The sequence below is a fragment of the Paenibacillus sp. DMB5 genome (genome assembly GCF_001517085.1).
Taxonomy (GTDB): domain Bacteria; phylum Bacillota; class Bacilli; order Paenibacillales; family Paenibacillaceae; genus Paenibacillus_AQ.
The window spans coordinates 143,566-165,896 of sequence record NZ_LRAC01000168.1 but is presented as its reverse complement, the minus strand read 5'-3'; the positions used below and the strand labels follow the sequence as shown (position 1 = coordinate 165,896).

18 protein-coding genes and 1 pseudogene are annotated in these 22,331 nt (G+C 47.8%); 11 read left to right on the top strand and 8 right to left on the bottom strand.

The window, feature by feature from the left end; all coding sequences use genetic code 11:
* Positions 1-451 precede the first annotated feature (451 nt).
* Both AWJ19_RS31810 and gyrA read right to left on the bottom strand, forming a co-directional pair.
* Positions 452-1,552 (bottom strand): HD-GYP domain-containing protein, encoded by a 1,101-nt coding sequence (locus AWJ19_RS31810; protein ID WP_068729592.1) that lies wholly within the window; start codon positions 1,550-1,552, stop codon positions 452-454.
* A gap of 161 nt (positions 1,553-1,713) precedes the next feature.
* Positions 1,714-4,259 (bottom strand): annotated as a pseudogene (gene gyrA / locus AWJ19_RS31805) (DNA gyrase subunit A).
* A 309-nt stretch (positions 4,260-4,568) separates the two neighbouring features.
* Between gyrA and AWJ19_RS31800 the strand changes: the two are divergent.
* Positions 4,569-5,450, top strand: coding sequence for a YheC/YheD family protein (locus AWJ19_RS31800; protein ID WP_068729590.1), 882 nt, complete (start codon positions 4,569-4,571; stop codon positions 5,448-5,450).
* A gap of 80 nt (positions 5,451-5,530) precedes the next feature.
* Here AWJ19_RS31800 and gyrB read toward each other — a convergent pair whose 3' ends face one another.
* The 6 genes from gyrB to dnaA form a co-directional block, all read right to left on the bottom strand.
* Positions 5,531-7,441 carry a DNA topoisomerase (ATP-hydrolyzing) subunit B gene (gene gyrB / locus AWJ19_RS31795; RefSeq protein ID WP_068729610.1) on the bottom strand — a complete coding sequence of 637 codons (1,911 nt, stop codon included), beginning with the start codon at positions 7,439-7,441 and terminating at the stop codon, positions 5,531-5,533.
* Positions 7,442-7,487: 46 nt separating this feature from the next.
* A complete protein-coding gene (locus AWJ19_RS31790) occupies positions 7,488-7,736 on the bottom strand; it encodes an extracellular matrix/biofilm biosynthesis regulator RemA family protein (RefSeq protein ID WP_068729588.1) in 249 nt (82 codons plus the stop codon).
* Positions 7,737-7,752: 16 nt separating this feature from the next.
* Positions 7,753-8,871 (bottom strand): DNA replication/repair protein RecF, encoded by a 1,119-nt coding sequence (recF, locus tag AWJ19_RS31785; RefSeq protein ID WP_068729585.1) that lies wholly within the window; start codon positions 8,869-8,871, stop codon positions 7,753-7,755.
* A 22-nt stretch (positions 8,872-8,893) separates the two neighbouring features.
* Positions 8,894-9,121: a S4 domain-containing protein YaaA gene (gene yaaA, locus AWJ19_RS31780; protein WP_039868807.1), complete on the bottom strand. Its 228-nt coding sequence runs from the start codon at positions 9,119-9,121 to the stop codon at positions 8,894-8,896.
* Between the two features lie 50 nt (positions 9,122-9,171).
* Positions 9,172-10,314, bottom strand: coding sequence for a DNA polymerase III subunit beta (dnaN, locus tag AWJ19_RS31775; protein ID WP_068729583.1), 1,143 nt, complete (start codon positions 10,312-10,314; stop codon positions 9,172-9,174).
* A gap of 194 nt (positions 10,315-10,508) precedes the next feature.
* Positions 10,509-11,855, bottom strand: coding sequence for a chromosomal replication initiator protein DnaA (dnaA, locus tag AWJ19_RS31770; RefSeq protein WP_068729581.1), 1,347 nt, complete (start codon positions 11,853-11,855; stop codon positions 10,509-10,511).
* Between the two features lie 671 nt (positions 11,856-12,526).
* Here dnaA and rpmH point away from each other — a divergent pair.
* The 10 genes from rpmH (at position 12,527) to AWJ19_RS31720 (ending at position 22,245) form a co-directional block, all read left to right on the top strand.
* Complete coding sequence (gene rpmH / locus AWJ19_RS31765; protein ID WP_019914530.1) at positions 12,527-12,661, top strand: 50S ribosomal protein L34; 135 nt, start codon at positions 12,527-12,529, stop codon at positions 12,659-12,661.
* A 448-nt stretch (positions 12,662-13,109) separates the two neighbouring features.
* Entirely contained in the window at positions 13,110-13,460 is a 351-nt protein-coding gene (rnpA, locus tag AWJ19_RS31760; protein WP_068729579.1) for a ribonuclease P protein component, read from the top strand.
* 86 nt (positions 13,461-13,546) lie between these two features.
* Positions 13,547-14,449 (top strand): YidC/Oxa1 family membrane protein insertase, encoded by a 903-nt coding sequence (locus AWJ19_RS31755; protein WP_068729577.1) that lies wholly within the window; start codon positions 13,547-13,549, stop codon positions 14,447-14,449.
* Complete coding sequence (gene jag / locus AWJ19_RS31750; protein ID WP_068729575.1) at positions 14,446-15,180, top strand: RNA-binding cell elongation regulator Jag/EloR; 735 nt, start codon at positions 14,446-14,448, stop codon at positions 15,178-15,180. Before AWJ19_RS31755 ends, jag begins: the two co-directional genes overlap by 4 nt.
* Positions 15,181-15,310: 130 nt before the next feature.
* Positions 15,311-16,687 carry a tRNA uridine-5-carboxymethylaminomethyl(34) synthesis GTPase MnmE gene (gene mnmE / locus AWJ19_RS31745; RefSeq protein ID WP_068729574.1) on the top strand — a complete coding sequence of 459 codons (1,377 nt, stop codon included), beginning with the start codon at positions 15,311-15,313 and terminating at the stop codon, positions 16,685-16,687.
* Positions 16,688-16,738: 51 nt separating this feature from the next.
* On the top strand, positions 16,739-18,625 hold the full coding sequence (gene mnmG / locus AWJ19_RS31740; protein ID WP_068729572.1) for a tRNA uridine-5-carboxymethylaminomethyl(34) synthesis enzyme MnmG: 1,887 nt from the start codon (positions 16,739-16,741) through the stop codon (positions 18,623-18,625).
* A 3-nt stretch (positions 18,626-18,628) separates the two neighbouring features.
* On the top strand, positions 18,629-19,351 hold the full coding sequence (gene rsmG / locus AWJ19_RS31735; protein ID WP_068729570.1) for a 16S rRNA (guanine(527)-N(7))-methyltransferase RsmG: 723 nt from the start codon (positions 18,629-18,631) through the stop codon (positions 19,349-19,351).
* Positions 19,352-19,631: 280 nt separating this feature from the next.
* Positions 19,632-20,450 carry a nucleoid occlusion protein gene (gene noc, locus AWJ19_RS31730; RefSeq protein ID WP_068729608.1) on the top strand — a complete coding sequence of 273 codons (819 nt, stop codon included), beginning with the start codon at positions 19,632-19,634 and terminating at the stop codon, positions 20,448-20,450.
* A gap of 198 nt (positions 20,451-20,648) precedes the next feature.
* Positions 20,649-21,410 carry an AAA family ATPase gene (locus tag AWJ19_RS31725; protein WP_068729568.1) on the top strand — a complete coding sequence of 254 codons (762 nt, stop codon included), beginning with the start codon at positions 20,649-20,651 and terminating at the stop codon, positions 21,408-21,410.
* Positions 21,403-22,245, top strand: a complete 843-nt coding sequence (locus AWJ19_RS31720) for a ParB/RepB/Spo0J family partition protein (RefSeq protein WP_068729566.1) — start codon at positions 21,403-21,405, stop codon at positions 22,243-22,245. Before AWJ19_RS31725 ends, AWJ19_RS31720 begins: the two co-directional genes overlap by 8 nt.
* Positions 22,246-22,331: the final 86 nt, after the last annotated feature.

Here is a 22,331-nt window from a genome sequence, read left to right as displayed (position 1 = left end):
TGTATTAGGCACGCCGCCAGCGTTCGTCCTGAGCCAGGATCAAACTCTCCAATAAAGTTATTGAAAAGAGCGATTCGCTCATTTTGAAACATCTGACGAGAATGTTACATTCTCTAATTTGGAATCACCGAAGTGATTTCCGATACTCACTCGTTGTTCAGTTTTCAAAGATCAAGCTCGTTGTCACTGTCGATGTTCTCGTCAGCAGCAACTCTTATACTATATCACATCCGGTCATTCGTTGCAAGCTCTTTTTTTAATTTCTTTTTTCGAGCTTGCGTCGATGCTTTTCAGCATTTCTTGGCCGGAATAAGAATATACCATGTACAGAAATAGAATGCAAGCATTATTTTATAATATAAAAATAAAAGCTGTACTTACCTCCGTTCTCCCCAAAACAGGATTCGGCCATAAGACAGCTATACTTAGTTATATGCGTTGTGGCATAGCGTTAAGCAATAATCTCCTTAATATGCAGTTCCCGCTCCACCATGAGATTAACAATCTTGCCCTCTACTTGGACCATAGGGCGTGTAGGATTACTGCGGTCCGTAAAGATGATCTCTCCATGGCGTCCGTCACTCAGCTTGATTCTGGTTCCGTTATAAAGATCTGTTGTTTTCTGAATGAAGGTTTGAACAATAACCGGATCCAGCTTGCCAAAGCTCTCAGCCAGAATCTGTTCAAGTACCAGATAAGGGGACTGTGCCTTTCTATAAGCCTTTCTCAGCGTCATTGCATGGAAGATATCTGCTACAGCCACAATTTTGGCGTAGAAATGAATCTGGGTGCCTTCCAGACGCAGCGGATAACCTGACCCGTCTATTTTTTCATGATGCTGAAGTGCTGCAAGCCTGACACCTTCATTGATTGCCGTAACATTACGCAGCAGCTGGTAGCCATAGGTTGTATGTCTGCGCACTTCTTCCAATTCGGCTCCTGTCAGCGGTGTCGGCTTCTGGAGCAATGAAACATCAACCTTCGCATTTCCTATATCATGCAGCAAGCCGGCAAATGCAGCCTGCATCCAATCCTTTTGCGGATAGCCGCACCACTGGGCAATTTTATATGAGGTTAAGGCAGACAGTACAGCGTTATGATAATTATAATCCTCTTCATGAATGACACGCGGAGAAAATTTTAAAACATGATAGTCCTTGAGCTCATTGATCAGTGCCTCCAATTGACTGCGTATCTCCAGGATCGGCATCGGGGCAGCAGCCACAGAACGGTAAATCTGCTTAACCAGGACCAGCATTTTGTCGTATTCGTCATGCAGCGAAGAGTTGCTCTTGGCAAGCAGAGACTCATCAACCGTTGCTCCTGCTTTAACAGGTGTAGCTTTGGCTGCAGGTTTGACCGGCTCAGGAGCTTTATTCTCACTCTGTGTACCCTCAATTTCTACGTATTGCACGAGAAATGCCTGCAGAATCTCGATATCACGCGGCAGGATTACTTTTCCCTTAGTAAAAAGCAGCCCTCCCAATGGAGTGTTGACATCTTTAATAATTTTCGAACCCGGTTTTACCTCTGCCACGGATATACTTGGCATACACTCAGCCCCTCTGTTTCTGTAAAACTTGCCTACTGCTTAATCCTCTAATTATATTATGGATATTTGGAGGCGACTAGATAGGGTACAGCCAATTCCGTAAAATAATTAAAAAAAGCACCGGTTTCTATAATCAGAAACCGGTGCTCCTTTAATGCGTTCTATTCGAGACTATCCTCTTCACCCTCAGCGTCCGCCAAAGGCTCTGATTCAGTTACTCCCTCTGTATCCACTGCCAGTGTGCCTTGTCCTTCTTCCCCGTCCTCATGACCAGGAAGCTCGTCTTCTTCTTTATCCGCTCTGCACAGCGTAGCTACAGCATCATCCTCACGGATGTTAATCAGCTTAACGCCCTGCGCATAACGGCCCATTGTCGAGATTCCATCCATGCTGGTACGGATCAGTGTTCCGCTGGTTGTGATAATCATCAGGTCCTCATCACTCTTAACGACTTTCAGACCGACTACCAGACCGTTCTTGTCAGTAAGGTTAATCGTCTTGATCCCCTTCCCTCCGCGGGTCTGGGAACGGTAATCGCCGGCAGGCGTCCGTTTGCCGTAGCCTTTGGCTGTTACGATCAGGACCTCGAGATCCTTATCTACGCAGTCCATTCCAATGACATGGTCATCTTCATCAAGGGTGATCCCCTTAACGCCGGTTGCACTGCGTCCCATAGACCGGACATCATTCTCAGAGAAAGTAATGGACATCCCGCGCGCCGTACCGATAATCAGATTCTGCTCACCGTCAGTCAGCTTCACCTCGATCAGGGAGTCCTCTTCACGAAGGTTGATTGCAATTAGACCGCCTTTACGGATATTGTTGTAATCCTCAAGCGGTGTCTTCTTCACAATACCTTCGCGGGTAGCAAAGAACAGATACTTATCGCTGTCTGTCTCCTGCACTTGAATTACAGCACTGATCTTCTCGCCCTGTTCTATTTGAATCAGGTTGATGATCGGCGTTCCACGCGCTGTGCGTCCAAGCTCTGGGATTTCATAGGCTTTGATCCGGTATACCTTACCCTTATCGGTAAAGAACATCAGATAGTTATGGGAGTTGCTCACGAAGAGATGCTCCACAAAATCCTCATCCTTGGTATCCATTCCGATTACGCCGCGTCCGCCCCGCTTCTGGCTGCGGTACGTGCTGACCGGCAGACGTTTAATGTAGCCGGTGTGTGTAATCGTAATAACGACCTCTTCACGGGGAATCAGATCCTCATCCAGAATACTTTCTTCACCCACCGTAATTTCAGTCCGGCGTTCGTCGGAATATCTATCGCGGATTTCCTGCAGCTCGTTGCTGATAATCTCCAGGACAAGATGCTCGTTAGCCAGAATTTCCTTGTACTCGGCAATTTTGGCTACCAGCTCGTTATATTCATTCTCGATCTTCTCCCGTTCCAGTCCGGTCAGACGCTGCATCCGCATATCGAGGATAGCCTGTGCCTGCTCGACGCTGAGCTTAAATGTTTCCATTAAGCCTTCGCGGGCAATATCCGTTGTGCGTGAACCTCTGATTAGAGCTATAATCTCATCCAGATTATCAAGCGCTATACGCAGACCTTCCAGAATATGAGCACGGGCTTCAGCCTTCTTCAGATCAAAGATCGTCCGGCGGCGGATAACTTCAATCTGGTGCTGCAGATAGTGATACAGCACATCACGGAGATTGAGGATCTTAGGCTCGTTGTTCACAATCGCCAGCATATTAATGCCGAAGGTCGACTGCATAGCCGTATGTTTATACAGATTGTTAAGGACAACGTTAGGATTAACGTCGCGGCGCATCTCGATAACAACACGCATACCGGTACGGTCTGACTCATCACGCAGATCCGTAATGCCTTCGATCCGCTTCTCGCGGACCAGCTCGGCAATTTTCTCGACCAGTCTGGCTTTGTTCACCTGGTAAGGAAGCTCATGCACAATGATCCGGGCTTTGCCGTTATTTTCTTCAATAGTCGCCTTGGCGCGCATCGTAACAGATCCGCGGCCGGTGCGGTAGGCCTGGCGGATGCCCTCACGGCCCAGGATATACCCGGCCGTCGGAAAGTCAGGACCCTGAATATATTCCATAAGCTCCATAGGGGTAATATCCGGATTCTTGATCATGGCCTGTACGCCGTCAATGACCTCGCCCAGATTATGCGGAGGAATATTGGTGGCCATACCTACTGCAATCCCTGATACCCCGTTAACGAGCAGGTTCGGGTAACGGGCAGGCAAAACTACAGGCTCATGCTCTTCACCGTCATAGTTAGGCGCAAAATCAACCGTTTCCTTGTTAAGGTCCCGCAGCATTTCGCCTGCAATTTTGGATAGACGTGCTTCTGTATAACGCATTGCCGCAGCCATGTCACCATCAATGGAACCGAAGTTCCCGTGGCCGTCTACAAGCATATAACGCATAGAGAAATCCTGAGCCATACGTACCATGGTCTCATATACGGCAGAGTCACCGTGCGGATGATACTTACCGATTACCTCGCCGACGATTCTCGCTGACTTCTTATGAGGTTTATCCGGAGACATTCCGAGTTCTGACATTGCAAACAGAATGCGCCGGTGAACAGGCTTTAGTCCGTCCGCACATCCGGCAAAGCCCGGCTGACAATGATGCTCATCGCATAATCCATAAAGGATTCGCGCATTTCCTCGCCAATGTCCCGGTCTTTGATTTGCGGGTTATTTTGTTCAGCCATGAGTTGCTGGACCTCCTTCAGTTAAAAACCGCTACCCTTAATTATATTACTTTCACAAAAACAGCACAATTAAACAGGGTAGCCTTATATCTGCTATTATTCATTTCTTTTAGCACCGGCTAGGGTAAATGCCCTTTCCGCCAATGCCTCCAGTACATAGACTATACAGACAAGTGGAACGGGTTTATGACCCTATTTAAAGCCATACAGGTATAGCCCCATATCCTAATATTATAACATTGTTTAGTTAACTTGTCCTGACAATTAAGAGCGCAATCTGCAATTAAGAAATAGGCTGGGAGGAAAATAATGAGGATTCAACGCGTGTCCAGCAAATGGGCCAAAACCAGAGTCATCCTGCAAAACCGCCAGCTGGCGATCTTTATTCCGGAAACGCGAAGATACAGTCTGGACCATTTGACCGAGCTGCTTGATGTCTACGGCACGGTATATATTAAGCCTGACCGCGGTACTTACGGCATTGGGGTAATGCGGGCTGAACGGCGTATCGTACATCTAAGTCCGGGCGGGCAGCAAAGGAACCGGGATTCAGCAGGTGAAGATGATGATGAGTATGTAACGCAGGAGCAGATTATGTACGTACTGCGTTATGCAAAAGATGCAGAGGTGTATAACTCAGCCGCGGAGCTCCATAATGCCATTCTCCCCAAGCTGAAGGGGCGCCCCTATCTGGTGCAGCAGGGCATCGATCTGCTTAAGTATCATGAACGGCCATTTGATCTTCGTGTGCTTACGCAAAAGACACCTTCAGGCAGCTGGGAAACAACCGGTATGCTCGGAAGGGTGGCGGCCCCCCAGAAGGTGGTCACCAATTATCATAACGGCGGCAGCATTTTTTCAGTTGATGCTTTGTTTAAAGAGCATATGAGTCCGGGTGAGACGGCCGGCATGATCCAGCAGCTGAAGTCACTGGGAGTCAGAATCGGGAATCAGCTGGAAACCGCATATCCGGGACTTAAGGAGATCGGGCTTGATGTCGCACTTGATCAGCATCATGATCCGTGGCTGCTTGAGGTAAATACGCTCCCCGCCATTATGGTATTCAAAACATTCCCCGACAAATCGATATACCGCAAAATCCGCCGTTATGCCATAGCTTATGGACGACTGAAGAACCCCAGGCCTGCAGCATCTGCCCGCAGAAAGCCTACTGCCAGACGGAAAGCCTAAAGAGAACAACTGAAAAAGAACCTCCAGCCCGCTATTCAATCCGAATAGCGAAGCCGGAGGTTCTTGTCATAGTAAAAATATTAAACGTCCAGGTTACGGACAGACTGCGCATGTTCCTGGATAAACTCACGGCGCGGTTCTACGTTATCGCCCATCAGCGTATCGAAGATACCGTCAGCCAGTATGGCGTCCTCAATGGTCACCTGAAGCATTGTACGGCTCTCAGGATCCATTGTCGTATCCCACAGCTGCTCCGCATTCATCTCTCCAAGTCCTTTGTAACGCTGAACATTGACTTTCACATTCTCGCCGAAGCCGGCAATGATCTCATCCCGTTCCTTCTCGGACTGGGCGTAACGTATTACCTTGTTGCGCTCAATCTTGAAGAGCGGCGGCTGGGCAATATAGATAAAGCCTGCCTCGATAATCTTCCGCATGTAACGGTAGAAGAAGGTCAGCAGCAGGGTACGGATATGAGCTCCGTCGACATCGGCATCGGTCATGATGACGATTTTGTGGTAGCGCGCTTTGGATATATCAAAGTCATCGCTGATCCCTGTGCCTAGTGCCGTAATAATCGCCCGGATTTCGGCATTGGACAGAATGCGGTCCAGCCGCGCCTTCTCAACGTTCAGAATCTTCCCGCGCAGCGGCAGGATCGCCTGGAAATGACGGTCACGCCCCTGCTTGGCTGATCCGCCGGCAGAGTCTCCTTCGACGATATAAAGCTCACTGATCGAAGCATCCTTGGATGAGCAGTCAGCCAGCTTACCTGGAAGGGCGCTGACTTCAAGCGCACTCTTACGGCGTGTTAGCTCGCGTGCTTTGCGGGCTGCTTCACGCGCACGGGAAGCCTGCAGCGACTTCTCCAGCACCCGGCGGGAAACCGCCGGATTCTCTTCCAGGAATTCCTGCAGCTTTTCGCCGAACAGCGATTCCACTACGCCGCGGACTTCACTGTTGCCGAGCTTGGTCTTCGTCTGGCCTTCAAATTGCGGCTCAGGAATTTTGACAGAAATGATAGCCGTCAATCCTTCACGCACATCATCCCCGGTGAGGTTACCGCTGCTGTCCTTGATTACGCCGGTCTTGCGGGCATAATCGTTAATGATCCGGGTGAGCGCACTCTTGAAGCCCGATTCATGCGTTCCGCCTTCATGTGTATTAATATTATTGGCAAAAGAGTAGATATTCTCTGTATAAGAATCATTGTATTGGAGAGCTACTTCAACAGCGATCATATCCCGTGAACCTTCCACGTAGATCGGCTCTTCGTGCAGCGCTTCTTTTTTCTCATTCAGGTATTTCACATATTCCACAATACCGCCGTCATATTTAAATGTATTGCTGGTTCCTGTGCGCTCATCCAGCAGCGAGAGCTCAATGCCCTTGTTCAGGAAGGCAAGCTCACGGATACGGGTCAGCAGGGTTGTATATTCATAAACAGTTGTCTCGGTAAAGATCTCCGGGTCCGGAAGAAAGGTTGTGGTTGTCCCGGTTTCATCAGAATCCCCGATAATCTTGATATCATACTGCGGAACGCCGCGTCTGTACTCCTGCCGGTAGGCATGGCCGTCACGCTTGACTGTAACCTCCACCCGCTCGGACAACGCATTTACAACGGAAATCCCTACGCCGTGCAGACCGCCGGATACCTTGTATCCCCCGCCGCCGAATTTACCACCGGCATGCAGAACGGTCATTACAACCTCAAGAGTGGATTTCTTCAGCTTCACATTCTCACCGACAGGAATCCCCCGCCCGTTATCAATTACGGTAATACTGTTATCTTCATGAATAATCACTTGAATCCGGTCGCAAAAACCTGCCAGCGCCTCATCGATACTATTATCGACAACCTCCCAGACCAAATGATGCAGACCTTTGGCGCTGGTAGAGCCGATATACATGCCGGGACGCTTACGAACGGCTTCCAGCCCTTCAAGCACCTGAATCTGGCTCTCATCATATGTCGGTTGATTCATTGACATGCCTTCACCTACTTCTTTCAGATTATCTCTTGAAACCTTGAGCGATTTATATTTCAAACAAGATTTTGGCTCTTTTTTTGAGAGTGGAGGAGGATATGGGGGAGTAGTAGACCGTATTTTTAGTGACGACGATAGATTTTGCTTCCTCTTCACCGATCCGCTCCAGTTTCTTGTCCTGGCCGGAATGAAGGATGAACTGTTTCGACACCTTAGAGGATTTCTCAATCGATATATCAAATATAGCTATCAGCTCAGAGGATCTTATAACCTTCTCCCCGCCCAAATGAATATACATGCTCTGCCTCCGCTCTTTAATTCTCCACTTTTCCATCATGAACATGGTATAGGCTTGCGCCCTTCAGCTTATCCGTATTCAGAGTCTCCACCCCGGTAGCGGTAATGAAGGTCTGTACCTTGCTCTGGAAGGTCTCTATAAGCTGGGTCTGACGATAGGGATCAAGTTCGGACAAAACATCATCAAGAAGCAGCACAGGATACTCTCCGATCTCCTCATGGATCAGTTCAATTTCCGCCAGCTTGAGCGATAAAGCTGCCGTACGCTGCTGTCCCTGGGAGCCGTAGACCTGAGCTTCTCTTCCGTTGATAAAAAAGGACAGGTCATCCCTATGGGGACCCGTCAGCGTCATGCCGCGCCTAATTTCCTGTTCTCTCGTTTGTGATAACTTTAACATAAATTTGTCCAATAAGACAGCTTCATCTTCCTCTTCGCGCTCTCCAAAGGATGGAACATACTGTAGTTTAAGCTCTTCTCCGCCGTTCGTAATGCCCCGGTGAATGCTTTCTGCCCAAATCTGCAGCTTCTTTATGAATTGTTTCCTTTTTTTGACGATTTTAACACCATGCTCTATAAGTTGGGCATCCCATACTTCCAGCAGCTCCTTACCGGCAGCCTCTTTGCCCCAGAGCTGTTTCAGCAAGTTTCCCCGCTGCAGCAGCACTTTCTGATACTGCTGTAAGTGAAAAAGGTAGCTGGGCTGCACCTGGCCGATCTCCATATCGAGAAAACGGCGGCGTATACCCGGCGTACCTTTGACAATCTCCAGATCCTCCGGAGCAAACATGACTACATTCAGCGATCCGACAAATTCGCTTAGCCGGCGCTGTTCCAGTCCGTTTATTTTGGCCTTCTTCCCCCCTGCGGACAAGGTCAGCTCCAGTTTGAGATCCCCGTATTTGCGCTCAACTTCAGCTACAATCTGCGCGGAGCCTGCCGGAGCATCAAAAGATATCAGCTCCTTGTCCTTGGAGGTGCGGTGGCTTTTGGTCATGGCCAGTACAAACAGAGCCTCCATGAGGTTGGTTTTGCCCTGGGCATTCCGGCCGAGTATCAGGTTGACATCGCCCAGGCTTTCCAGACGCAGCAGCTCATAGTTGCGATAATGCTGCAGACCGATATTTTTAACAAACACGAAGCTAGGCCTCCCCGAAGTACTACTCTTGTATTCCGCCGCCTTCAACCTCGAAAACGCCGTTATCCTGAACCTCTATTCTATCACCAGGGTAGAGCTTTCTTCCACGCCGTTCTTCCACTTCACCGTTAACAAGCACATGACCTTCCTGCAGCAGAGCCTTGGCCATTCCCCCTGTGGATACACAATCGGAGAGCTTTAAAAACTGGTCGAGCTTAATATATCCACTGTGGATAAGTATTTTTTTCATGATTTTTATCCTTTCCACCACTTATCCACAGGTCCGTGAACAGCGGCATTTTAGTTAGTTGTGCGGTAAGGGAGGATAACATACAGGCTGCGGCTTTCGTCAAGCGGACGCAGAATAATCGGGCTCATCATCCCGGTAAAAGCAATTACCAGCTGCTCGCTTTCGACAACCTTCAGCACATCCAGCATATATTTTGAGTTAAAGGAGATTTTGAGCGGCTCGCCTTTAAAATCAATCACTTCCAGCTCTTCCCGGACTTTACCGAGCTCTGAGGAGCTGGAGGAAATTTCGACATCACCGTTCTCCAGCGTCTGCATACGGACAATATTCGTTTTTTCCTCACGGGACAGCAAATAAGCACGGTCAATCGATTCGCTTAATTTTTTTGTGTCCAAAGTCAGTTCTGTTTTGTATGTTGTCGGAATAATTCTAGAAGTATCCGGATAAATGCCGTCCAGGATGCGGGAATAGAACAGGACTTTATCAATTTTGAACAGGACCTGGTTATCGGCCACGACAATATCTACCAGCATATTCTGGTCAGGAATGATTTTGCTGAGCTCGTTCAGTGTTTTACCGGCAATGACCACGTTGGAGAACTGTACATTTTCAGTGCCCTCCAGATGTGCAGCTCTTGTCGCCAGGCGGTGACGGTCAGTTGCTGTAAATTTGAATTCGTTATTGGCCAGATTCCACAGGATACCAGTAAGAATCGGTGTTGTTTCCTGAGTGGAAATGGAAAAAGCGGTCTGCTTGATCATATTTTTGAGCAGATCTCCGGGCAGGGAGATGGTTTCGTTCTCCTCGATGTTAGGCAGAACCGGAAATTCCTCCGGATCAAGACCGACAATCTGAATCTCGGTGGAACCTGAGGAGATATAAGTCTGGAAGCCTTCCTTTACTTCCATGTGGATTTCTTTGGAGGGGAGTTTTTTGATAATTTCGACAAAAAACTTCGCTGGAAGCACAACGCTTCCCGTTTGCTCTACCTTAACGATTGTATGGCTGTCGTTTTCTGCGGGAATAAAGGATTGGATGGAGATATCCGTATCGCTTGCAGTCAGTGTAACACCCTGATGGCTAACCTCAAATTTAATACCGGTGAGAATCGGAATCGTCGTTCTGCTGGAAATCGCCTTGGATACATGTCCGATGGATTCATTGAGCTCATTTTTGAGGATGCTTATTTTCATGATTTCACTCCTAGCGGGAAAGTTGGGGTTGTGCTTTGTTTATGTTCTTTGGAACTGCTTTTAGAAGATTAATTATTATAGATCTTTAATAGTATTAGTAGTAGGGGCTCCGTTTATGTGGATAAGTCTCCAAAACAGCATAAAATTAAGCCTACCCACATGTGTATAGATTGTGTATAGGCTCTTGATTCCTCTTAGGAAGGATTTTTAATTTTCTCTGCTAGATTATTTACCACTTTGTACAACTCCTGATCGACCTTTAATGACTGTGTAATCTTCTCATGAGCATGAATGACGGTGGTATGGTCGCGCCCTCCGAAGGCTTCTCCGATTTTGGGCAGCGAGTAATCCGTCAGCTCGCGGGACAGATACATAGCGATTTGCCGCGGAAAAGCGACAGCTTTGGTGCGTTTGCGCGCTTTGAAATCCTCCATGCGCAAATTGTAGTATTCCCCGACCTTTTGTTGAATATCTCCGATGGTGATCATTTTGGGACGGCTCGACGGGATAATATCCTTCAGCGCTTCAGCTGCCAGATGGGTCGTGACATCCTGATTGGTCAAAGACGAATAGGCGACAACCCGGATCAGCGCGCCTTCAAGCTCACGGATGTTCGTGTCGATCTGGTTGGCGATATACATCATAGCCTCATTGGGAATGTCGAGGTTCTCCGCCTTGGCCTTTTTGCGCAGGATGGCGATCCGCGTCTCCAGATCCGGAGGCTGGATGTCGGTAATCAGTCCCCATTCAAACCTGGAACGCAGCCGTTCTTCCAGCGTCGGTATTTCCTTGGGCGGGCGGTCGCTTGAGATGATAATCTGCTTGCGTTCTTCATGCAGGGCATTAAACGTATGGAAAAATTCCTCCTGCGTAGATTCTTTGCCGGCCAGGAATTGAATGTCGTCAATCAGCAGAATATCAACGTTGCGGTATTTGTTGCGGAAGCTTTCACCGCGGTTATCACGGATGGAATTGATGAATTCATTCGTGAACTTCTCGGATGAGATGTAAATAACCTTATTGTTGGGGTTATGCTCCAGCACATAGTGCCCGATGGCATGCATTAGGTGGGTCTTACCGAGACCTACCCCGCCATACAGGAACAGGGGATTGTAGGCTTTGGCAGGCGCTTCGGCTACAGCCAGTGAGGCTGCGTGTGCAAAACGGTTGCCGGAACCGATTACGAACGTGTCGAACGTATATTTCGGATTGAGCAGATGAGTCTGCGCTTCTTCACGCGATACTGCCGGCGAAGGCGCGGCCTGTTGAACTACAGGCTCTGCAGGCTTGTTCTCCTCAATGACAAATTTGACCTCTACCTGTTGTCCTGTAACTTCATAAACTGTAGCTCCTACCAGCTTGGTATAACGACTTTCCAGCCATTCTACGGCAAAAGTTGTAGGCGCCGAGATGATCAGGGCTTGCGGACTGAACGAAATAGCCTTCGTCGCCTTGAACCATGTATCGAAGCTCGGTTTGCTTAGTTTAGTTTGAATAATCGATAATATTTGCTGCCATAATTCCGAAGTATGGCTGTCCACAGACTGTCACTCCTTTAAATCTTCCAATGTGGCGTCAGCCATGAAGTGGAAATGTCGAAGAAAATGGGTTCGTGCTGAATCTTATCCCCAGTAAGCAATATATAGAGACAAAAAATATGGATAAACTTGAATTGTTCACAACTTTATCCACAGCTTGTTGATAATATATAGAACAAACAAATCTATTCACATTCAAAAGTAATACCATCATAGCAAAACGTCCCTTGTTTTTCAATGAGCGAAGCCATTTTATCCACAAATTCAATCACTTGTGTATAATCTTTAAGAACAACACTAGATATTGTTGATAATTTGTTTACCGTTCGACAGTTTCTGTCAGAGGTCTATTTTTTTTATACACAGGTTGTACTCATAATTTGGAGCGTGGATAATTTTTTTAGTCACAGGTGGATAACTGCATAAGCTTGTGGATTATTTTTTTTGCGGCAGAGGCTGTGGATAATAGGCCTTCAAAAAGAGGAAGGAAGCTGCAATACATAGTTGACTTTTGGGACAATGATATGCTTTAATATATAAAGGTGTTTTCTGTGAGGATATGTCTCCAAAATTAATTGATGATACTTGTAGATACTGTCCCTACTCAAAAGGACGGCTTAGACCGTTTCTGCTAATATGACAGTAATTAAGATCCTGTAAGGGAGGTGCAATACATGAGACCGACGTTCAAACCGAATGTGAGCAAACGCAAGAAGGTACATGGTTTCCGCAAAAGAATGAGCACGAAAAACGGCCGTAAAGTGCTGGCAGCCCGCCGCCTGAAAGGCAGAAAAGTTTTGAGTGCGTAAGTTAGGCCACTTAGGGACCACTGCGGTGGTCCTTTTTTACTATTAAAGAATTCATAAGTTTCCGGCTCCCCGCAAAGTATCTGAGTCAGCACCCAAGTAAGGCCACGCTTTGTGGGGTAGGTTTGAATATTAAGGAAGCTGATAAGCTGTCCCGAAATTTTTGCTTCCTTATATAGGGCAGAAACGGATGCCGGCCGCAAACTGGGGACCGCGCCGCTTCTGCCGGATGCGAATGGATATTGATGAGGCTCTGCAAAGGCTGTTCGTTACACTTTGCGGGCCTTTTTTAGATGGTTTGGAATGTAATGGTTTATGTATACGCAAACAGGGGAAGTAACATGCCTGGTCCGGAGGACAACCGTTTATGACGCAGCCGGATGACAATACTAAGTAGAAGATCATTTTCCGGAGCTTAACCGAGTATCCGGTATTTGAATAGGAGATTCCCGTGCACAAAAGTCTACGATTACGAAACCGTGCGGACTTCAGCCGCGTATACCGCCATGGGAAGTCATTTGCGAATCATCAATTTGTAGTGTACTGGTTCAGCAAAAGAGAAGTGGAACGGTTCCGGCTTGGTGTTTCGGTCAGCAAGAAGGTCGGAAATGCTGTCGTGCGAAACCGCATGAGACGGCTGGTAAAGGAAATTGTCCGCCATCATGAGCCGGAAATTGCCGGCGGGCTGGATATAGTATTTATCGTTAGAAAGGGAGCACTGGATAAGGATTACGCGGAGCTCGAAAAAAGCGCACTGCATGTACTCCGCAAAGCCAAGCTGCTCAAGGCTTCACGCAAGTAACAGGCCCGGAACAGGCTTGTTTATTTGTCTTCATAATTATGGTATGATTTACGGTGCAGTGGAATGTTTAAGAGAGGGGTTTTGAGGTGTCTCTAATGAAGACTAAACGGGGAAAAATGTTTCTTCTCCTCGGATTAATGGTACTGATGATTGCCGTCCTGTCAGGGTGCGCTCCATCATCAACGGTTACGCACACGACGGAGGATTTGAAGAATGGAGGCTTTTGGCAAAGTAACGTAGTTTATTATTTCGCCATCGCCCTAGATACGTTCGCCAAGTGGTTTAATGGACAATATGGACTGGCCGTACTTGTAATGGTGATTATCGTCCGCACGCTGATCCTGCCGCTTACTATGAAACAGGTAAAAAGCTCGCGTGCAATGCAGGCCATTCAACCGGAGCTCCAGAAAATCCAGAAAAAATATAAAGATCAGCCTGAGAAGGTGCAGCAGGAAACGATGCGCCTGTTCCAGGAGAACAAAGTCAATCCGATGGCCGGCTGTCTGCCGCTGATCGTGCAAATGCCGATTTTTATCGCTCTGTACAACTCGATCTACTATAATCCGGACCTTCGTGAGCATTCGTTCCTGTGGCTCCAGCTCGGCGAACCGGATAAGCTGTTTATCCTGCCGCTGCTGGCTGCGGCTACAACGTTCCTTCAGACCCGGATGATGACCAAGATGAATCCGGTTCAGCAGCAGGGTCCGATGCAGTTCATGATGATGGTATACCCGGTTCTGATTTTCATCATGTCTTACAATTTCCCGGCAGCACTGCCGCTATACTGGGTTTACAGTAACGTGTACACTATCATTCAGAACTACTTCTTATACCGCAACAACGATAAGACCAAATTGGCTGTCGCAGGTGCCGGTACCAGCAAAGAAGTCAATCTTGTGAAGGGCAAGGATTCAAGCGCTCGCAAGGATGTTACTCCCGCTGCAAAAGGCAATAGCGGCAAAGCGAAGGGAGCCAAAAAGTCAAAATGAGCAAAGTCGTCGCAACAGGGAAAACCGTTGAAGAAGCTGTAGAACGTGGCCTGAGCCAGCTTGGAGTTCAAAAGGACCGGGTAACGGTCAGCGTACTTGAACAGCCGTCAAAAGGATTCCTGGGATTGATCGGTGCGAAAGGCGCCAAGGTAGAGCTTACCTTGATTCCTGAGGCCGCACCGGCATCAGCGGCGAGTGCTCCGTCACTGCCTCAGCAGTCAACACGAGAGAGCAAACAGGAGGCTGGCGGCGGTGTGCCGCGCCAAGATTCCGGACAACCCGCAGAGGAAGCTTACCAACAGGCCGTTCAATTCATAGTTGATGTCGCTAAGAGCATGGGGCTTACAGTGGAAGTAGAAATCGTTCATACCAAGGAATCGACCATTCTGCAAATTTCCGGTCCGGATCTGGGACTCCTGATTGGCAGAAGAGGACAGACTCTCGATGCTCTGCAGTATTTGGCTAATATTGTGGCCAACCGTTATTCTGACAGCTTCGTCCGTCTGGTGCTGGATGCGGAGAACTTCCGCGAGCGCCGCAAGAAGACGCTTGAGGAGCTGGCAGACCGCCTGGCCGGCCGGGTGGTCCGGACCCGCAAAGAGGTTGTGCTTGAACCGATGTCACCGCAGGAGCGCAAGATCATACACTCCAGGCTGCAGGATCATCGTCAGGTCAGTACACTCAGTAAGGGTGAGGAACCGAACCGGCGTGTTGTTATAACATTGAAGTAGAGATTAAATATGCTGCAATGACTCCTTGTCCAATGTAAGGGGTCATTGCTTTTTTTGAAACATAATAATTTATGTATCTGCAAATGATTCTACTTGAGATATTAAACATTATATTGAGGTGAGAAACAGCATGCTTAGTGACACCATTGCTGCCGTATCGACGGCACTGGGTGAAGGAGGAATTGCGATTGTCCGCGTGAGCGGGCCGGAGGCGATATCGCAGGTAGCCCTTTTATTCCGCGGCGGTACTCCGCTTACAGAGGTTCCTTCCCATACCGTACATTACGGACATATCATTAATCCTGTGAACGGGGAGCGGATGGAAGAGGTACTGGTTACAGTTATGAAGGGGCCGCGCTCTTTTACTACAGAGGATGTAGTCGAGATCAGCGCCCATGGCGGCGTTATTTCAGTAAGAAGAGTAATGGATCTGCTGCTGCAGCAGGATATCCGTCTGGCTGAGCCCGGTGAATTCACCAAGCGTGCATTTTTGGGCGGCCGGATCGACCTTTCCCAGGCTGAAGCGGTAATCGACCTGATCCGTTCAAAGTCAGACCGGGCGTTCTCCGTTGCCCTGAAGCAGGTCAGTGGTTCTTTATCTGAGCGCATTAAGACATTGCGCCATACACTGATCGAAACACTGGCCCATATAGAAGTAAACATTGATTACCCTGAGCATGATGTGGAATCACTGACTGCAGAATTCATTAAAGAGAAAAGCAGTGAGGTTATGGCAGGTATTGATAAGCTGCTGAAAACTGCCAATGAAGGTAAGATTCTGCGCGAAGGCATCACGACGGCTATTGTCGGCCGCCCTAATGTCGGCAAATCTTCCTTGCTTAATGCGCTTGCCCGTGACAATAAAGCGATTGTAACCGATATTCCGGGAACAACGCGTGATGTAATAGAAGAGTATGTTACAATCAACAACATCCCGCTGAAGCTGCTGGATACGGCGGGCATCCGTGAAACGATGGATGTGGTTGAGCGGATCGGAGTGGAACGTTCCAAGGCTGCATTCAGTGATGCTGATCTGATTCTGCTTGTTCTTAATGCAAATGAAGAGCTGCATGAGGACGAACTGGCACTAATGGAACAAATCCACGGTAGACAAGCTTTGGTCATCATGAATAAAATGGACTTACCGCCTCAGCTGGACAAAGCCAAGCTGCTCACCTTTTTTGAGGAGTCCAGTATTGTGCCGATGTCTGTTCTTGAGGAGGAGGGGCTGGATAAGCTGGAGGAAGCTATTTCAGAGCTGTTCTTCGGAGGCAAGCTGGAATCAGGCGATCTCACCTATGTAAGTAATGTACGGCACATCGCTCTGCTCAAAAAAGCGCATAAGTCGCTGCAGGATGCTTATGAAGCTGCCGATATGCTGGTGCCGATTGATATGATCCAGATTGATGTGCGGCTGGCCTGGGAACAGCTCGGGGAGATTATAGGGGATACAGCTGCCGATTCGCTGCTTGATCAGATTTTCTCGCAATTTTGTCTTGGAAAATAAACCGTTCATATATATTATTACTGCTCATATAAGCAGTCAGGAGGAATAGAAATGAGTTATGAAGGAGGCAGCTATGACGTAGTGGTCATAGGCGCCGGCCATGCCGGCTGCGAGGCTGCTCTGGCTGCAGCCCGGATGGGCTGCAAAACACTGATGATTACCATTAACCTGGATATGGTGGCTTTTATGCCATGTAATCCTTCAATTGGCGGCCCGGCCAAAGGGCATGTCGTCCGTGAAATCGATGCGCTGGGCGGCGAGATGGGCCGCAACATTGATAAAACCTTTATTCAGCTGCGCATGCTTAATACAGGCAAAGGACCTGCGGTTCATGCACTGCGAGCCCAGGCGGATAAATACCTTTATCAGCACGCCATGAAAGAAACGATGGAGAAGACGCCGAATCTGACACTTCGCCAGGGGATGGTTGAGGAGCTGATTGTGGAGGACGGAAAATGTGCCGGCGTTATTACCAAGACCGGTACAGTATACCGCAGTAAGACTGTTATTTTGACGACCGGAACGTATCTGCGCGGTAAAGTGATTATGGGCGAGCTGACATATGAGAGCGGACCGAACAATCAGCAGCCTTCTGTACGCCTGTCCGAGAACCTGCGTGAGCTCGGATTTGAACTGGTCCGCTTTAAGACAGGTACACCGCCGCGTGTCCATAAAGATACAATTGACTTCTCGAAGACGGAAATTCAGCCCGGAGATGATAAACCGAAATTTTTCTCTTTTGAAACCAAATCTTCGGATAACGAACAGCTGCCATGCTGGCTGACTTACACCCAACCTGTAACACACCAGATTATTAATGATAACCTGCACCGTGCCCCGATGTTCACCGGTATTATTGAAGGAACAGGCCCGCGTTATTGCCCGTCTATTGAAGACAAGGTGGTACGCTTTAGCGACAAGTCACAGCACCAGATTTTTCTTGAACCGGAAGGAAAAAACACTTCGGAATATTACGTACAGGGACTGTCCACCAGTCTCCCTGAAGATGTACAGTTAGCTGTGCTTCGCTCCATTCCGGGGATGGAAAAGGTTGAAATGATGCGTAACGGTTATGCGATTGAGTATGATGCCATGGTGCCTACACAGCTGTGGCCGTCTCTGGAAACCAAACGTCTGCCGGGATTGTTCACTGCGGGACAGATTAACGGTACTTCCGGATACGAGGAAGCTGCAGGGCAGGGGGTTATGGCTGGTATCAACGCAGCCCGTAAAGTGCAGGATAAGGAACCTGTAGTACTTGACCGTTCCCAAGGTTATATCGGCGTTCTGATTGATGATCTGGTGACTAAAGGAACAAATGAACCTTACCGCCTGCTTACTTCCCGTGCCGAATACCGGCTGCTGCTCCGCCATGACAATGCCGATCTGCGTCTTACTCCTATCGGCTATGACATCGGGCTGATTCCGCAGGAGCGCTATGATGCCTTTGTCCATAAGAAAGAAACGGTTGAACGCGAGATTGTCCGTCTCCGGGAAACGAAGGTTAAGCCTGTTGAGGTTAATGAAGCTTTGGCAGCATATGAATCCGCTCCAATCGTTGACGGCTCTAACCTGCTTGTGCTGATGCGCCGTCCGGAGGTCGCTTACAGCTTTGTTGATCAGATATCTCCTTCACCTGAAGAACTGGATGATGAGATGAAGGAGCAGGTAGAAATTCAGATCAAATATGCCGGATACATTGAGAAGCAGCTGGCCCATGTAGAGAAGCTGCAGAAGATGGAGAAGAAGAAAATTCCGGATGATATCGACTATAATGAGATTCATGGACTCGCAATGGAAGCGCGGCAGAAGCTGACCAAGATTGCCCCGATTTCCATTGGACAGGCCTCGCGGATTGCCGGAGTAACTCCGGCTGATATTTCGATTCTGCTTGTGCACTTAGAGCATTATAACCGGGTGACAGCAGCGAAAGGATAATTTATGGACAGCACAACAACACAGTTTGTTGCTCTATTGCAGAAGAAGGGCATTGAGCTCTCTTCACGGCAGCTGGAGCAGTTTGAGCTTTATTATCAGGAACTCGTCTCCTGGAATGAGAAGATGAATCTGACTGGCATTACGGAACGGGATCAGGTTTACACCAAGCATTTTTATGACTCGCTGTCGCTTGCCTTTTATGTTGATCTGACTCAAGTGAACAGTCTGGCAGATATCGGATCAGGTGCAGGCTTTCCCGGTATTCCGCTAAAAATATGCTTCCCGCATATTAAGCTGACAATCGTTGATTCACTCAGCAAAAGAATTTCCTTCCTCCAGCATATCTGTGACACACTGGGACTTAGCGGAGTGCAGCTGATTCATGGCCGGGCAGAGGATGTTGCCAGACAGTTCGCTCACCGTGACGCATATGATGTAGTCACTGCACGTGCGGTTGCACGCTTGTCACTGCTCAATGAGTTTTGCCTTCCGTTTACCCGTAAGGATGGTATCCTTGCCGCAATGAAGGGAAATGATCCAGGCGAGGAATTGACTGAAGCAGCACGCAGTCTCAAGGAATTGCGGGCTGAGCTTAAGAAGGTTGAATCGTTCAGCCTGCCGGTAGAAGAATCGGCGCGCCATATCGTTATGATCCGTAAGACAGGTGCTACACCCGCCAAGTATCCCCGTAAAGCAGGAATGCCGGCGAAAGCACCGCTCATTTAATTGTTTCACGTGAAACATTTTTATCCAGTTGAATAGCTTGGTTAATAAGAAGTCCTTAGTCCTTAATTGCTAAGGGCTTTTTATTTTGCAGACTATGCCGTATCATATTTCAATTGTTATAAAATGCAGGAAAAATAGGTCTTTATGGAGAATAGGATTATCTGAGGAAAAGTGATAGAATGATATAGTATCCATTTTTAGAGTAGGTTGTACGATGGGCTTTTTGCCAGGCTAGGTTAAGAGGATCGTAATATAATGAAACTAGGTGGTTATGAACGGAATGAAAGAACAATTCACCAAGCTTTTTGGATTTAGCGAGCGGAGCAGCGGAGAAGAGGTCAAACAAATCCCGGTTCATGAGGTTATCAGCAGTCCTTATCAGCCCCGGACCATTTTTGATGACGAGAAGATAGACGAGCTCTGTCAGACCATCAAAACCCACGGAGTCATTCAACCCATTGTTGTTCGCGTACGTGACTCGCAGTATGAGATTATTGCTGGAGAACGGCGTTGGCGTGCGGTTAAGAAGCTTGGTTTGGATACCGTCCCTGCCATTGTCCGTGAGTTTAATGATTCCCAGGCTGCCTCAATCGCTCTAATCGAAAATTTACAGCGTGAGGGTCTGACATCTATTGAGGAAGCAATCGCCTATCAGAAATTGATTGATCTTCATCAACTGACCCAGGAAAGCCTAGCCCAGCGTTTAGGCAAAAGCCAGTCTACCATCGCTAATAAGATCCGCCTGCTGCAGCTGCCGGAAGAAGTGAAGACAGCGCTGATGGAGCGCCAAATCACCGAGCGGCATGCCCGTTCCTTGCTTTCTCTGGACAGTGTTGAGATGCAGCTAAAGGTACTGGCAGAGATCATTTCCAAGGAACTGAATGTTAAGCAGACAGAAGCACGTATTGCCTTCTATAAGGCGCTAAGCCAGACTGCCAAAAAATCAAAACGGGTTTCCTACACCAAGGATGTTCGTCTCGCTCTTAATACAATTCGTCAATCCATTGATATGGTAACAGGCTCAGGAATGGAGATTAAGACCTCGGAAAACGACCGCGGTGACCATTATGAGATTGTGATTCAGATCCCTAAACGATAAATTGTTTCAAAAGCTGAAGGCGGCCCTGAGGTGATTGGCCGCCTTTTCTGTGACTACATGCGGGTTGTACCGCTGTATCCCATTACTTGAACTCCTACTTGTATATTTGTCTATTTTCTCGCAGATTTGATGCCGTTCAAAACGTTACAACTTCACGAACTACAAGATGATTCTTTCTAACAATTCGAGGTGAAATAAGTGTCCAAGATTATTGCCATAGCAAATCAAAAAGGCGGAGTCGGAAAAACGACAACCTCTGTGAACCTGGGTGCCGGTATGGCTACTTTGGGGAAGAGAGTGCTTCTTGTCGATATTGACCCGCAAGGCAACACTACAAGCGGCGTTGGCGTCAACAAAGCGGATGTAGCGAATTGCATTTATGATATTCTCATCAATGAGGTCAATCCGCAGGATGCGATCCTGCACACACAAATAGAAGGGCTGCATATTATTCCGGCGACAATCCAGCTGGCTGGCGCAGAAATCGAACTAGTATCAACGATTTCGCGGGAATTAAAGCTCAAAAAAGCGCTGAACACAGTAAAAAACAATTATGATTACATCATTATTGACTGCCCGCCGTCTCTCGGCATTTTAACTATTAATTCTCTGACAGCGGCTGATTCGGTGATCATTCCAATTCAATGTGAGTATTATGCACTCGAAGGATTGAGCCAATTGCTTAATACGGTTCGCCTGGTGCAGAAAAATCTTAATCCGCATTTAAGCATTGAAGGCGTTCTGCTGACTATGCTGGATGCCCGGACAAACCTGGGGATTCAGGTCATTGAAGAGGTTAAGAAGTATTTCCAGGAAAAGGTATATCGTACCATTATTCCGCGTAATGTCCGTCTGAGTGAAGCACCTTCACATGGACAGTCCATTATTACTTATGACTCCCGCTCCAAGGGGGCGGAAGTGTATTTAGAGTTGGCAAAGGAAGTGATCTCATATGAGTAAGCGTTTAGGGAAAGGTCTAGATGCACTGATTCCATCCTTATCTATTAATGAAGATGATAAGGTTGTAGAGATACCTTTAGGCCAGTTGCGGGCCAATCCTTATCAGCCGCGCAAGGACTTTAATGAAGAAGCAATTCAGGAACTGGCAGAGTCTATCAGACAGCATGGAGTGATTCAGCCGATTATTGTCCGCAGTGTACTCAAGGGATACGAAATTATTGCCGGGGAACGAAGATTCCGGGCATCCCAGTATTGCGGAAAATCAACAATTCCTGCTGTTGTAAGAAGTTTGAGTGATCAACAGGTAATGGAAATCGCCTTGATTGAGAATCTGCAGCGTGAGAATCTCAACGCAATGGAAATTGCAGTAGCTTACCAGGGGCTGATGGATCAATTCTCACTAACACAGGAAGAGCTCTCACTTAAGGTAGGAAAATCCAGATCGCATATCGCTAATTTCCTGCGTCTGCTGACTTTGCCGGAGGAAGTGAAGGATTATGTTTCACGTGGAACAATTTCAATGGGACATGCGCGGGCTATTGTCGGGCTTAAAGATCCTGAGATTGTCAAACAGTTGGCTGAGCAGTGTGTAGAGCAGCAGTGGAGCGTGAGACAGCTTGAAGAGGTGGTCAAAAACCTTGACCGTAAGCCGGCTGCAGGAATCAAAGCGAAAGTTGTAAAACGCGATCCGTATATTGATAATGTGGAAGAGGGACTGCGTGAAAGATTTAAAACGACAGTGAAGATTAAACAGGGTAAGGATAAAGGAAAGATCGAAATCAATTACTACAGCGCCCAAGACCTGGAAAGACTGTTGGAACTGCTGGGGAACTGATTTGAATATGCAGACGTGAAAACATATCCTGAGGTATCCCTAACACGGATATGGAGGGATATGTTTTTTACACTTGAAAAGGGAGG